The 13,099-nt window shown below is 58.9% G+C and carries 11 protein-coding genes, 2 tRNA genes and 1 pseudogene; 1 reads left to right on the top strand and 13 read right to left on the bottom strand.

Features of this window, described 5'->3' with window-relative positions:
- Window positions 1-132 precede the first annotated feature (132 nt).
- From F7R02_RS22325 to uvrB, 4 genes are all read right to left on the bottom strand, one after another.
- Window positions 133-315, bottom strand: a complete 183-nt coding sequence (locus F7R02_RS22325; RefSeq protein WP_151210208.1) for a hypothetical protein — start codon at window positions 313-315, stop codon at window positions 133-135.
- A 36-nt stretch (window positions 316-351) separates the two neighbouring features.
- Window positions 352-594 carry a hypothetical protein gene (locus F7R02_RS22320; RefSeq protein ID WP_078589657.1) on the bottom strand — a complete coding sequence of 81 codons (243 nt, stop codon included), beginning with the start codon at window positions 592-594 and terminating at the stop codon, window positions 352-354.
- Between the two features lie 722 nt (window positions 595-1,316).
- Window positions 1,317-1,391: transfer RNA gene (locus F7R02_RS22315), tRNA-Val, on the bottom strand.
- 95 nt (window positions 1,392-1,486) lie between these two features.
- Window positions 1,487-3,508, bottom strand: coding sequence for an excinuclease ABC subunit UvrB (gene uvrB / locus F7R02_RS22310; protein ID WP_003485615.1), 2,022 nt, complete (start codon window positions 3,506-3,508; stop codon window positions 1,487-1,489).
- Between the two features lie 138 nt (window positions 3,509-3,646).
- Here uvrB and F7R02_RS22305 point away from each other — a divergent pair, with 138 nt between their 5' ends.
- A complete protein-coding gene (locus F7R02_RS22305; protein WP_033482502.1) occupies window positions 3,647-4,189 on the top strand; it encodes a GspH/FimT family pseudopilin in 543 nt (180 codons plus the stop codon).
- Between the two features lie 45 nt (window positions 4,190-4,234).
- On the opposite strand, the gene F7R02_RS22300 is transcribed toward F7R02_RS22305, so the two are convergent.
- The 9 genes and pseudogenes from F7R02_RS22300 to F7R02_RS22255 all read right to left on the bottom strand — a co-directional run.
- Window positions 4,235-4,311: transfer RNA gene (locus tag F7R02_RS22300), tRNA-Asn, on the bottom strand.
- A 60-nt stretch (window positions 4,312-4,371) separates the two neighbouring features.
- Window positions 4,372-4,779, bottom strand: a complete 408-nt coding sequence (locus F7R02_RS22295) for a type IV pilin protein (RefSeq protein ID WP_005920246.1) — start codon at window positions 4,777-4,779, stop codon at window positions 4,372-4,374.
- A 32-nt stretch (window positions 4,780-4,811) separates the two neighbouring features.
- Window positions 4,812-8,558 carry a pilus assembly protein gene (locus tag F7R02_RS22290; protein ID WP_078589656.1) on the bottom strand — a complete coding sequence of 1,249 codons (3,747 nt, stop codon included), beginning with the start codon at window positions 8,556-8,558 and terminating at the stop codon, window positions 4,812-4,814.
- 10 nt (window positions 8,559-8,568) lie between these two features.
- Window positions 8,569-9,096: a pilus assembly PilX family protein gene (locus tag F7R02_RS22285; RefSeq protein ID WP_005914246.1), complete on the bottom strand. Its 528-nt coding sequence runs from the start codon at window positions 9,094-9,096 to the stop codon at window positions 8,569-8,571.
- A gap of 2 nt (window positions 9,097-9,098) precedes the next feature.
- Window positions 9,099-10,259 carry a PilW family protein gene (locus tag F7R02_RS22280; RefSeq protein WP_016848697.1) on the bottom strand — a complete coding sequence of 387 codons (1,161 nt, stop codon included), beginning with the start codon at window positions 10,257-10,259 and terminating at the stop codon, window positions 9,099-9,101.
- Window positions 10,260-10,264: 5 nt separating this feature from the next.
- Window positions 10,265-10,744 carry a type IV pilus modification protein PilV gene (gene pilV, locus F7R02_RS22275; RefSeq protein WP_005920241.1) on the bottom strand — a complete coding sequence of 160 codons (480 nt, stop codon included), beginning with the start codon at window positions 10,742-10,744 and terminating at the stop codon, window positions 10,265-10,267.
- Window positions 10,741-11,259 carry a GspH/FimT family pseudopilin gene (locus tag F7R02_RS22270; protein ID WP_005914249.1) on the bottom strand — a complete coding sequence of 173 codons (519 nt, stop codon included), beginning with the start codon at window positions 11,257-11,259 and terminating at the stop codon, window positions 10,741-10,743. Before F7R02_RS22270 ends, pilV begins: the two co-directional genes overlap by 4 nt.
- 124 nt (window positions 11,260-11,383) lie before the next feature.
- Window positions 11,384-12,769 carry a nucleotide 5'-monophosphate nucleosidase PpnN gene (ppnN, locus tag F7R02_RS22265; RefSeq protein ID WP_016848695.1) on the bottom strand — a complete coding sequence of 462 codons (1,386 nt, stop codon included), beginning with the start codon at window positions 12,767-12,769 and terminating at the stop codon, window positions 11,384-11,386.
- A 224-nt stretch (window positions 12,770-12,993) separates the two neighbouring features.
- A pseudogene (locus F7R02_RS22255) lies at window positions 12,994-13,099 on the bottom strand (IS5/IS1182 family transposase); the annotation flags it as partial.

Below are 13,099 nucleotides of genomic sequence, written 5' to 3'. Positions count from 1 at the left end.
AACGCGAACGAAACAACTCATCGGCAGGCAACTGCTCGGCGGCAGGACGGCGTGTACGCATGGGCGAAAACTGCCAGAAACCAGTTCGTAGAGTAACGAAAACTGGCAATTCCAGCACACCTAAAACGCAGGTTAAGCCTTGCAATGGATGCAGCCTGGGGGTTTTTCAGGGGCGACGAAATAGCGGTAGTACGTGTCCCACCCGTACAGACCGGTGTCGAGCCGCAGCAACAGCAGGGTCAGATAGCCGGACAGGCAATATCCGGCTAGCACCGCCACCAGCGTGGCAATTGCGATGATTTTGGGTTTGGACATGCGCCCTTCTCCTTAGGCTTGCATCACGATGGCGGGCTAGCGACGCACGACCGGCTTATGGTCGACAAGGCCGGACTTGCGCCCGCCACTCTCGCTCTCCACCAGCGAATCGATCCAGACCTTGGCCTGGTCGAGGGACAAATCCGGAGTGATTCGCGTACCCGCATCGGTCACAACGGCGTATGCCACGACGGCGTCGGGTGCGTACACCTCGTCACGCGTAATCGCCACAACACGGCACCCACCCCTGGTCAGCACAGTGTGCTGATATTCGTCCATCGCCAGCCTTCCTTTCCGTCAGCGCGGTGGCGATGCTAAAGCAAGACGTGTGACGGTGAAAGCGGTATCGGCTGACTGGGCTGCGGTAGGCAGCGCTGACCCGCAAAACAACCGCGCTGAGCGCGTATTTCCCACAGCCGAGGCATTCTCGGTGCGCTTTCGAAGACGCGTACGGGCGGCCGAAGACCTGGACTGCCTACCGCCTTCGCGTGGAAAGGCACTGCGATAGCCTGGCTTACCGCACGAAGCGCCCCCTTCGCGGTGAACGCACCCACCAGCCCCGGCGCTCAACTGACATCCGGCGACGATCGATCAAGCCACTTTTTCAAGATAGGAGGAAGAGAACGGCATCGGGACTTCACCCGTCAGATAGGGGCAAGAAGTCGCTAGCGTCACGCATCATCCGTAACGTGTAGATCAGACAGGTGGCGCGGCACGATTGGCACCGCTCGAGCATCGCCGCGTACCTGGCCGGCGACGTTTTGACCGCCACCAGCCAACTTCCATACACCAGTGCCGCGTTTCCGCATCGCCAGTCGATACGCAACGCGCAGCGCAGGCAGATATGTAAGCGCAGGAAGGTGGGGATTCCGTTGCAGCAGGCCCGAGCTGACACATGCCCACGCTGCAAGAACTTTTGTGCGGGGTCACTTTGGTGTCAGTGGCAAACGTCGCTGCCAATCTTGAAACCACTCAAGCCCCTGTACTATCTGGACTTGGAGTGGTGGGCGGTACAGGGTTCGAACCTGTGACCCCTACCATGTCAAGGTAGTGCTCTACCGCTGAGCTAACCGCCCGTTCGCTGCATTAGCATTGCGCTGTGCAGGGCGCGCATTCTAGCGCAGGGATTTAAGGACCACAAGCCCTCCCCGCGCCCCAAGACTTCCCTGCCCTAGCCCAGACTTGCCGCTTTCAACTTCTGGATCTGGTCGCGAATCTGGGCTGCGGCCTCGAACTCCAGATCCTTTGCGTGCTGATACATCTTCTGCTCCAGGCTCTTGAGCTTGCCAGCGATTTCCGCAGGCTTCATGGCACGGTAATCGGGCGTCTCCTCGGCTACATGGCGTGATTTCGAACGGCCCTTGCCCGACTTCTTCTCGGCCGCATCGTCGCGCGCGCCTTCCATGATGTCGGCGATCGGCCGCTCGACGGATTTCGGAGTGATGCCATGTTCCAGGTTGTACTCGACCTGCTTCTCACGGCGACGATCGGTCTCGTCGATCGCCGCCTGCATCGAACGCGTCATCTTGTCGGCATACAGGATTGCCTTGCCGCGCAGATTGCGTGCGGCACGGCCAATGGTCTGGATCAGCGAACCGGTCGACCGCAGGAAGCCTTCCTTGTCGGCGTCCAGGATCGCCACCAGCGAGACTTCCGGCATGTCCAAACCCTCGCGCAGCAGATTGATGCCCACGAGTACATCGAACTTGCCCAGACGCAGATCGCGAATGATTTCCACGCGCTCGACGGTGTCGATATCCGAATGCAGGTAGCGCACCCGAATCCCGTGTTCGCCCAGGTACTCGGTGAGGTTTTCGGCCATGCGCTTGGTCAACGTGGTCACCAATACGCGATCGCCGAGCTTGATGCGCTCGTGGACTTCGGACATCAGGTCGTCGACCTGTGTGCCGACCGGGCGGATCTCCACGACCGGGTCGATCAACCCGGTCGGGCGCACCACCAGCTCCGTGACTTCGCCAGCCGACTCGCGCACCTCGTAAGGACCGGGCGTTGCCGAAACGTAGATGCTGCGTGGCGAACGCGCCTCCCACTCTTCGAAACGCAAGGGACGGTTGTCCAGTGCGGAGGGCAGCCGAAAACCGAACTCCACCAGCGTTTCCTTGCGCGAACGGTCGCCCTTGTACATCGCACCGATCTGCGGGATCGTCACATGCGACTCGTCGATGACCAGCAGTGCGTCGGGCGGCAGGTAGTCGAACAAGGTCGGCGGCGGCTCTCCCGGCGCCTTGCCGGTGAGATGCCGCGAGTAGTTTTCGATACCGTTGCAAAACCCCACCTCGGCCATCATTTCCAGATCGAATTGCGTGCGCTGCGCTAGGCGTTGCGCCTCGACCAGCTTGTTCTGCGAGTAGAGCTGCTCCAGGCGCTCTTTCAGCTCTTCCTTGATGGTGTCCACGGCACTCAAGGTACGCTCACGCGTCGTGGCGTAATGGGTTTTCGGGTACACGGTGTAGCGCTGCAACTTGCGCAAGGTTTCGCCAGTGAGCGGATCGAACAACGTCAGTTGTTCGATGTCGCCATCGAACAACTCGATGCGCAAGGCTTCGGTATCCGACTCGGCCGGGAACACATCCAACACCTCGCCGCGCACGCGAAAGGCGCCACGCGTCAGTTCGAACTCGTTGCGGGTGTATTGCAAATCGGTGAGATGGCGGATCAACTGGCGCTGATCGATGTGCTCGCCAACCGACAGGATCAGCCGCAGCGATAGGTAGTCCTCCGGCGCGCCAAGGCCATAGATCGCCGACACCGTCGCCACCACCAGCGAATCGCGCCGAGACAGCAGGGTCTTGGTCGCCGACAAGCGCATCTGCTCGATGTGTTCATTGATCGAACTGTCCTTCTCGATGAAGGTGTCAGACGACGGCACATAAGCCTCCGGCTGGTAGTAGTCGTAGTAGCTGACGAAGTACTCGACTGCGTTATGCGGGAAGAACGACTTGAACTCGCCGTACAGCTGCGCCGCCAACGTCTTGTTCGGCGCCATCACCAGCGTCGGCTTCTGCACCTGCTGGACCACATTGGCAATGGTGTAGGTCTTGCCCGAGCCCGTTACACCCAACAAGGTCTGCTTGGCCAAGCCAGCCTCGAAGTTGGCGACCAGCTTGTCGATGGCTGCAGGCTGGTCGCCCGCTGGCGAATAAGGGGATACGAGCTGAAAACGGTCGGTCATGGAGCGGATCTCGGGGAGGCTGCACGAATTTACGGAGGCCAGCATCGGTAGAACCCTGACAGCCATGCAAGTGGAGGCAGCGTTACCTTGCAAGCAACCGATGTTGAGACTGCTTGCTCCACTTCAAGGAGACGCGCAATGGACGCAGCAGGCTATTCGAGCGCGAGAGGGTACACCGCAGTCCAGTTGCTCATCGTGATGGCGATCATCGGAATCAGCGCAGCCATCGGCATGCCCAGCTTCAAAAGCCTCATCGAGTGGCAGCGAGCGGCTACCCGCGTGCACCTGCTGACTGCGCACCTTGCGATGGCCAGAAGTCTTGCCGTTACCCAAGGCGAGCCCGTCAGCCTTTGCCCCTCCGTGGACGGCACACGTTGCCGAACAGATCGCATCTGGAGCCAAGGATGGATCCTCTTTAAGGATCCAGGGCGCGACGGGCAGCCGCCAAGCGCCGCATCCGTGGTCAGAGTGGAGCACGACTTCGCCACCGGCGGCATCGATATCGTCAGCACAGCTGGACGATCAATCGTTCGTTTCCTGCCGAACGGCCGTAGCAGCGGCACGAACATCACCATCAGCCTCTGCAGCAACGCCAGGCGACTCGCTGACGTGGTGGTCAACAACTCCGGAAGGGCACGCACCGTGCGCTACACCAGCCCTACCGGCTGCACAGCCCGATGACGAGGCAAAAAAAAACCGCGACACGTCGCGGCTTTTTGAACATCTTGGCGCCCGAAGTTGGACTCGAACCAACGACCCCCTGATTAACAGTCAAGTGCTCTAACCGGCTGAGCTATTCGGGCGGGGTCCGCATTGTAGCAGGATCCAGACCCGATGCAACACCCTTCAGACGCTTTTTTCCACTACCAACAATCCGATTTGGTGCCCCTTGAGTTGGTCTTGCGAGACGCCTGATCGATGCTCAAGGTGCCGCACTTGTCGGCGGCCTGGGCAGCAGCCGGCGTTGCCGTGATGACATATCCGGACTGCGTCTGCTGCGTCAAGGCAAGAGTATAAGCCGCCGTCCCTCCCTCACGCGGCGACACGTTCGTCGGCAGAGTAAAGCCCGAGTAAGTGTTCTGGACCGTGTGGAACCGCTCTGCCAGCTGCCCATATTCCACCAGGTCAACCTTTGCCTGTGCGCGCCTCGACTTCCGCACATGCTCGGTGTAACTGGGGTACGCAATCGCTGACAAGATTGCAACCACCGCAACCACAATCATCAGCTCAATGAGCGTAAAGCCACGCACTTGCGCCGCAGCGCGCTTCATAACTCTTGCACGGGAACGTTCGAATAGCATCGTCACTGGATCTGCCTCCACGACTGTCTTCCGCAGGGATAAGGAACATACATCGGCTGCGCGCCAGCCACATTGATCACCATCCAGCAAGAGCTACCGCCGGGCGGCAGAGACCCGCCCGTCTCGGAGAGAGTCAAGCGTGGAATCGCTGAAACACCCACGTCTTTCACGGGTGTCGTCCCCTGCGTGGTCAACGACGTCGCCGCAGTCCCGGAGGCAAAAGCTGCCCCGGAGGGAGAGCCGTTTCTTGCGACATCCAGCGCCGCACCACCTGTGCGGGTGTTCAACCCAAACAGCCAGTTGCTCCCCTGGGATGCGCAACCCACGCTGTTGGGATTGGGGACATAAGTGGGTATGAAAACGATACCCGACGCGACACTAGGATTTCCCACCATACGCTCGCCAGCCGGCAGATCCACATACCACCCCTGCCCGCCTGCCACACTGGAACCCATCACCAGACTGCGAGATGTACCAGAGGTGGCGATCGAGTTGGCCTGAAGGTTCGAACGCGTAATCGTGCTGGTGACGCTTCCCGCAGCGACGTCGTTGATGCCATAGAGGGACTGGATCGCTGTATCGAACGGGTCGTTCTGGAAAGAGAAGCTGCCAGTACCGAAGAACAACGTCACACCACCATTTTCACCGGCACTGGCCACCAAGCCACCCGTGATCGGCTGCCGGTATGTCGCGCCATTCTCCACAGACGTGCGACTGGTGAACAGCGGGACCGTCAGCGCAGTCGTGGTGTTGCGCAAATCGAATTTCCAGATAGCTCCCTTTTGATCGGCAGCATAGACAGTATCTGCGTAGCCATCACGCACCCTTTGCGTCTGGCCCGTGCCGCCCCACCGATCAACAACCACGATATTGCCCAAACCGTTGCTACCGGAAACAGTACTGCCGCTCTCGGCAGCTTCGATCATGGTTACGGTCGGCGTACCTGTCTTGATATCTACAAGAAACAGGACGGCTTTCCCGCTAGCGCTGTTGTAGCCATTGCCGAAGACCGCCTTCCAGGTCACCGTGCCATTCGAACTCAAGATCGGCACGATGACCGGCTTGCCGAGCACAAATCCGATATTGGCACGTATCGCAGCGGACAACGAGCTGTCGAGATCGCTGATCTCCCAAAGCCGGCTGGCCGCCGTCACACTGGTAGGCGTCGTGACGTCCATCGCAAAAACGCTTCGGCCGCCAGCGCCAGCAGTGCCGACTAGGCTGGTTTTCCATGCGCCGCCATAGTACGTGTCGGAGATGGCCAAGGGTCCATCGACATAGTAGCGGTGACCGAATTTCTGATCGCTTTGATTGGCCGGGTCATACGGCAAGAGCAGATTGCCCATATGGCCCAGTGCGGTCGACGGGATATATGCAAAACGCTCGACCCCGCCGTTGGAGGCCATAACGCCATCGCCATTCATACCACCGTCGAAACCGTGCAGCATTCCATCATTGGCCCCCACATAGACCATATAGTTACGGCCGGCCTTTTTCGTATTCAAATAGGCCTGATAGGTAGCCCCCGGGTTGCCCGGCAGGCTGCCGTAACCATAATCATCCAGTGGAGAACTGATCACGGGAGTCGAGTTGACGATGTCGCCCAGAACGGTCGTTCGGTCACGCAAGCGACCTCCGCTTCGCACTTCTCCAGACGCGTCCCCGCGCAGATATGCGGTCGCCGTCGCTGCATTCGCTCCAAGAGTTGCAAGATCCGAAGCAGTGCACAGGGACATGCCTGCGTAGAGCGCAGTCGACTTGGTGCACAGATCCGACAAAGAGATATTCGTCTCGTTGAACGCCGAAACCACCCCGGCTTTGCTCACCAGCACATTACGAGCCGCAGCGGACGGCATGCGCGCGCTAGCTTCCCATGCAGCAGTGCTGACCGCCACGCGGGTCTGCGGGTTGACCGAGACAGTGTACCCGGTGAGCCGCCCAAACCAGTCGGTGCCCTCATTTGCAATTTCATAGTTCGGGGCAACCGAGAAGGATCCCACGCCGATACGGGCACCACTTTGAGCCAGCGTCCCTGAAGGCGAAGAGCCCGCCGTCACCGACGAAAGCACACGTCGCATTGCTTGAGTTATTTCAGCCGGGGTCCGGGCATTGATGTACTGGCCGCGCGTGTTCGTAGCCGCATGCCAGATATCGTCGACAGTGCTTCGCTCATCGTTCTCGCGCGGCGGCCAGTTTTGGTAAATCGCCGGTGTCGTGTACGCGTCCTGTACAACATTTGGGTTGAAAAGATCACCGCGCGCACCCAGCGTGATGCCATAGAAGTTAACATGCAGATTCTTCTGACAATCCAACCTCACACTTGCATTAGCGGTGTTGCATGAGCTTGGAACGGGCACCAAGCCAGACGGCATATCCGCTCGAATGGGAGAGCCACCGTTGATATTATTATAATACTTGGCAGCAATGTCGCCCATGGTGTTGTCGTACGCGTCGGCAAAAGGAATTCCCATATTCCCGTCGCCGCTCGCGTTACTTACGGATGGGCCATCCTGATTGCTGTATCCATCCGTAAACAGCATGACCGCATTTTTTTGGCATGCCAACTGGACAGGAGCCGCACTATCAGTCCGCTGAAACTGGATACCAGCCGCGTTGACCGCCTGCCGATTTGGCGTGCCGCCACTAGCGGGCAGGGCTAGAATCGAATTATACAGGGCGGTTTTCTCGCTTTGCGTACCCATGTCGCGCATGGGCAATTTTTCATTGACCGAGTCATAACTTGCGTTCTGGTTGATCCTGAAAAAACCAACCCGCATATTATTGACGTTAGCCAACGACCTGGTCATGCCAGCAATGATGGCTCGATTTCGATTTCCATAGAATGAAAACCAATTTGCAAAGTTTTGAAGGGCATCAGTATTTGCGGCCTTTATTGTGTACTTCCACATATCGCAGCCGGTACCACATACATTACGCACCCGATCACGCTGGACCGCATCGTAAGCGGCAGCGCCAGCGAGAAGCGGCCTGGCGTCCGTGTCGCTTGTATAAGGCACAAAGAAGGTCGCCGGCCAGAACCTGATCAGCAGCGTCTGCGAACCACCATTCCAGGTTACGTCGGAAGTCGTTACCTGTTCATTTCCGAAGTAGAGATTGCCATTGTTATCCTGGAAACGCTGCTTGTATCCCGTACCGCGAGGGAGCACCATTCCGTTCTGAATTCTGAAACTGCTGCTGAAATCATCCCCCATATAGTTGGAGGCAAGCGCTACAGTGGCACCTGCCTGGAGCGGGTTGATCCGCGTATTGACCAAATCCGCCTGAGGGAAAGGATTCCCATCGTTATTTATCCACGGGTCGTATTTGACCACAGGATCGTAATAGGTGGGGTTGTAGGCAGCAGAGCGCGCAAACCCAAGGCTGTCCAGAGGTGGGATGCCGCGACGGTTTTCATCGATACGAACGCCGGGCAGGACATGGTTGTAACCACACCCCACGCTTGGCGAATCCTCGGTGTTCAATGCGCCTTGAGCAGAAAAGAAGCTTTGCCTGGCCGTGCTCCAGCATCCCTGACCATCCTGTCCCGGAAACTGAGTCTGAAATGTCATCGAGCCCGAGTCATCCACCGCCATGATGAACGCGGGAGGCGTCTGCACCTGGTCGTTCATCGGCGCCTGAGCCAGTACGCCCTGTCCCTGCGCAGCAATCAAGGTGTAGATGAAGAACCCCAACCCAACCGCACCCGTCAGTGCCGAAGCAAGGACCACTTTTTTTCTGTGAGCTGTCATGTGCGTTTCTTCAGAGTTTGAAAACGGTATCTATCGCCGCTTCGGAACTGGCATTGTCGTTGTCATCGGCAGCAACACCTGTGATTTGAAAAACCGGAGATGCCGGATCGACTGGCTGGCCCATCCCGATGTTTGCTTCGCCCTGGATACATTGATCGATCTGACGGACATTGACAGCACGATTGGATGTCTGCGCCTGGGCCCATTGCATCGGATCGAAGCCATCGTCGCATACCCGCTTGATGTCGCCCGAAGCCACCAGACCAGAGGTATCGCTCGAAGACGTGGTTCGATTGGAGATTTTCTCCACAGAATTCTCGGCGTTTCTAACGGTTCCCTCTGCCTCCTCGAACGCACGATTCACTGCCCGGTAATTCGACGCCATCTTCTCCTGCATGCCGGAGACTTGAATGCCTGCGATACCGATTAATGCCAATAGCACCAAAATTATCAGCGCAACATATAGGACAGCACCCTTTTCCCGTCCAGGTCCGACTCTTGACATCATGCGCTCTTCGAACACAGGTAGCATTCTCATGATCAATTTCCGAACAATCGGTTACGGAGAGCCACGGAAAGTTCATAGCTGGCTCGATATCGTCCATCGTTGGTCGTAGGCGGGATCACCGTTACTCCCAATACGCCAAGACGATTTTCGGTACGCTGCGCTGCTGCGGCAGCAGGAGTCGGACTGCGCGCAAGAACGCCGACCTGTACCTGACCGACCCGCCGCCATTGATTAGCGGCTGCTGCATCGGTGGTAACGGCAACATCGCTGGCAACCCTCTGCACGGTGATGTTTCCAACGGGAGGGGTCTGCGTCGCAATTGTTTCGGTAGTGTCCAGTCCATAAAGGAATTGCAGGCTTTCGATGCCTTCTACCAGTTCTTCACTGGTGTATTGGCCATTACCTCCGGCCCGAGCCCGGCGCAGCGCAGGCTCTCCTGTATCTGGATTGTTGGCGACGTAGTAGACAAGCGATTCGGCACGGTAAACCATGGTCTGCCCGGTGGGCTGTACGACATATCGGCCGGACAGGTTGACTCCCGAGGCCACCACGGTTCCGGCCGTGGTCGTGCCGGCAAAAACGTCGGCGTGCGCGCAATCGGCAATTCCGAACAGGGTCGGTGCGGCAACGCCATCATCCGTCAGCCGCGCCCAGCGGGTGGCATCCATTGTCAATGTCGTATTGGAACCCGCCGCCACGATGCCCGTTGCAGGAACCCCCTCGGCGGAAAGAAAACGCAAGACGATGATATCGCTACCCGCTCGTGGCGCTGGACTGAGGTTCTGGATTGCCGCAGGCAATCCAGTGAAAGAACCTGCGCTCGCCCCGATAGTGACCGCTTGCCCCGGAGAAGTACCCGGCGCCTCGTATCCTTGAATTGATACAGAAAAGTCAAGAGGTGTGCCGCTCCCCGTTGTGGCAGAAAGATTGACCCGTGGATCGCCTTGCCCCTTCACAAACTGCGCCTGATCGTTGACGCATCCAAAGTGCCCAGCCATCCGGATATCACGCGCCAGATAATCCAGCGCGAAGCGCCCATTCTCCTGAGCGCGCGAGGCACCCTCGGATAGCTGTGCAGCAGTACGCGATGCAGAAAAAACCTGGATGACGCCCAACAGCAGCACCAGCCCGATCACCATCGCAATCATGAGCTCGATCAGGGACACACCCGCATTGCGCCTATACATACTCATCGCAGTCAAATCTCCGTACGCAAGGCAAAACTTGTAATGGTGTCGGGATTATCCTTATCCCAACGCTGATCGCCCCAGCTGATCGACACTGTCGCCACTCCATTTACATAAGTGACCGTAGCCGCAGCTTTATCTCCCAACGCTTTTGCGACCTGACACTGCCATCGCGCAATGTTTTGAGCGACAGGAACCGCAGTGCCGGTGGGGTAAGCACAAGCACCCGCCGGGGTAACAGAACCGGCAGCGAACGTAGCAGCAGTGTATTGCGTCACCAGGTACCGGTTTGATCGCATTTGATCGATAAGGTCGTATGCGAGATTGGTTGCTTGCGTCCGGTAATTTGCACTTTGTACGAACCGTACATTCATGGTCTGCAGCAATGCGAACCCAAGTAAACCGAAGGCCAGCACAAGAATGGCGATCAGCACTTCGATCAAAGTGAAGCCCCGCGACGGCCGCGCGTTGAAGCGAGCAAGCTTCCTCATACACAGGTCTCTTTTTTGCTACGAATTTGCCCGGATGCATTCACGGTTAATGACCGCCTCAGGGGCTGACTACCGCACTGATCCGGCCGGAGAGTGACTTGCTGGTCTGCAGCTGCACGGCGTCGACCACGGGCATCGAAGGCAATTACCGTCCCGCTGGTTGGCCCCTGGACAACAAGCAAGGGATTGCCGGTCGAGTAGCGCAGCACCGTTTCCCCGGCGTCAAAGCCGCCGTTCCCGTTGGTGTCGCTCCAAGCCATGACTCCCCCACTCCAGTTGCCGTCGCAGCTACTCCCGTTAGAGCTGCCACAGATGCCTCCGCCTTGACCGTTGCGGATGGCCTCGCTTCTCGAAAGATTCAGAAGAGCAATGAGCTCGTTGTTGGCGGCAGCCACCCGGTTTGATCGCAAGACTCCCTGGAAGCTCGGGTAAGCGATGGCGGCCATGATCGCAAGCACAGCGATAGTGACCATGAGTTCAATCAGAGTGAACCCGCGTGAACGGACAACAGGCATTAAGACGCTCCCCAGCGTTGGCCCTAGCAGCTTCGTCAAAGTTCACACCCGACGCAATCGGCCGCGGATGGGCGGTAAAAATGGCCGACGAACGACGTCGGCCAGCCCGTAACTCTGCAAATCCTTAGGTCACCACCCGATAACAAGGCCGATAGTCCCCAGAGATCTTCATCCGGCGCTGCTCGACAAAGCCGCGCAGGAGTTCGTCCAGGGCCTGCATGATCTCGGGGTCGCCGTGGATTTCGAAGGGGCCGAATTCCTCGATGCGACGCATGCCGTCTTCCTTGACGTTGCCGGCCACGATGCCGGAGAAGGCGCGGCGCAGGTCGGCGGCCAGGGCCGGCGCCGGGCGGCCGTGGTGCAGGTCCAGTGCGGCCATCGCTTCGTGGCTGGGCTCGAACGGTTGCTGATACTCGAGCGGGATGTGCACGGACCAGTTGAAGTAATACGAGTCTTTCTGGTCCTTGCGGTGCGCGCGCACTGCGTGCACCCCTTCGGCCATGCGGCGCGCCACGGCGACTGGGTCGCCGACGATGATCTCGTAGCGCGAGGCGGCAGCCTCCCCCAGGGTGAGGCGAATGAAACGGTCGATCTGCTCGAAGTACGGCGCCGCGATGGTTGGGCCAGTGAGGATCAGCGGGAACGGCACGTCCGCGTTTTCTTCGCGTAGCAGGATACCGAGCAGGTAGAGAATTTCCTCCGCGGTGCCGACGCCGCCCGGGAATACCAGGATGCCGTGCCCGATGCGGACGAAGGCCTCAAGGCGCTTCTCGATGTCCGGCATGATCACCAGATGGTTGACGATCGGGTTCGGCGATTCGGCGGCGATGATGCCGGGCTCGGTGACCCCGATGTAGCGGGTATTGTGCTTGCGCTGCTTGGCATGCGCGATGGTGGCGCCCTTCATCGGACCCTTCATGGCGCCTGGGCCGCAGCCGGTGCAGATATCCAGCCCGCGCAGGCCGAGCTCGTAGCCGACCTGCTTGGTGTACAGGTATTCGTCGCGCGAGATGGAATGGCCGCCCCAACACACGACCAGGTTCGGGTCCAACGGCTGCAGGATGCGTGCATTACGCAGCTGACCGAACACGGCATTGGTGATGCCTTCGCTGGTGTCCAGATCGGCGCGTTGCGCTTCGAGCTCGATGGCCATGTAAGCGAGGTCGCGCACGACGGCAAACAACAGCTCCGCCACGCCGCGGATGATCTCGCCATCGACGAAAGCCATTGCCGGCGCGTTGGTCAGATCGATGCGGATGCCGCGATCCTGCTGGTTCACCTGGATGTCGAAATCCGGGTAGAGATCGCGCGCGGCGCGCGGGTCGTCCGATGCGCTTCCGCTGGTCAGCACGGCCAGCGCGCAACGGCGCAACAACTCATGCATGCCACCACTGGATGCGTCCCGCAACCGGGCTACTTCTGCCTTGGACAACACATCCAGACCACCACGCGGGTAGATCCGCGCATCCACCACCGGCAGCGCCCGTGCTGCCGTACTGCTGAGTTCCATAGCATGCTCCTGTCGTATGCACGGAACTTTAGCGTACTCACCCGCACAAAAGAAAACGGCCGGGAGACCCCGGCCGTTTTTGCAAACATCGACACGCTAGCCGGCTTTAGGGAAGGTCTGAATAACGAGGCCTGAGAGTGCGGGATGTCGCGTCGTTCCGAAGAGTGGCGTTTGAATCTTTGGAATTTCGCCATTTCTGGCGCTTTCCGTGGGAATTTCCTGGTTTACAGGCGCACGCTCCCCATAGCCGGCAGCAACTGCTTTCGCTTCATCCACAGATTGGAGAGCGCAAACAAGGTCAGCACGTGTGCGGTGTTTTTGGCCAGGCCG

The sequence above is a fragment of the Xanthomonas cissicola genome, assembly GCF_008801575.1.
GTDB lineage: Bacteria > Pseudomonadota > Gammaproteobacteria > Xanthomonadales > Xanthomonadaceae > Xanthomonas > Xanthomonas cissicola.
This window is presented reverse-complemented; position numbering and strand designations above follow the sequence as displayed.

What these genes read in the sequence shown, in the direction of transcription:
- F7R02_RS22295 (WP_005920246.1), bottom strand. Translation starts at nt 4,779, where the DNA reads ATGAAGCGCGCTGCGGCGCAAGTGCGTGGCTTTACGCTCATTGAGCTG.
- pilV (WP_005920241.1), bottom strand. Translation starts at nt 10,744, where the DNA reads ATGAGGAAGCTTGCTCGCTTCAACGCGCGGCCGTCGCGGGGCTTCACT.
- F7R02_RS22280 (WP_016848697.1), bottom strand. Translation starts at nt 10,259, where the DNA reads ATGAGTATGTATAGGCGCAATGCGGGTGTGTCCCTGATCGAGCTCATG.
- F7R02_RS22305 (WP_033482502.1), top strand. Translation starts at nt 3,647, where the DNA reads ATGGACGCAGCAGGCTATTCGAGCGCGAGAGGGTACACCGCAGTCCAG.
- uvrB (WP_003485615.1), bottom strand. Translation starts at nt 3,508, where the DNA reads ATGACCGACCGTTTTCAGCTCGTATCCCCTTATTCGCCAGCGGGCGAC.
- F7R02_RS22325 (WP_151210208.1), bottom strand. Translation starts at nt 315, where the DNA reads ATGTCCAAACCCAAAATCATCGCAATTGCCACGCTGGTGGCGGTGCTA.
- F7R02_RS22320 (WP_078589657.1), bottom strand. Translation starts at nt 594, where the DNA reads ATGGACGAATATCAGCACACTGTGCTGACCAGGGGTGGGTGCCGTGTT.
- ppnN (WP_016848695.1), bottom strand. Translation starts at nt 12,769, where the DNA reads ATGGAACTCAGCAGTACGGCAGCACGGGCGCTGCCGGTGGTGGATGCG.
- F7R02_RS22285 (WP_005914246.1), bottom strand. Translation starts at nt 9,096, where the DNA reads ATGAGAATGCTACCTGTGTTCGAAGAGCGCATGATGTCAAGAGTCGGA.
- F7R02_RS22290 (WP_078589656.1), bottom strand. Translation starts at nt 8,558, where the DNA reads ATGACAGCTCACAGAAAAAAAGTGGTCCTTGCTTCGGCACTGACGGGT.
- F7R02_RS22270 (WP_005914249.1), bottom strand. Translation starts at nt 11,259, where the DNA reads ATGCCTGTTGTCCGTTCACGCGGGTTCACTCTGATTGAACTCATGGTC.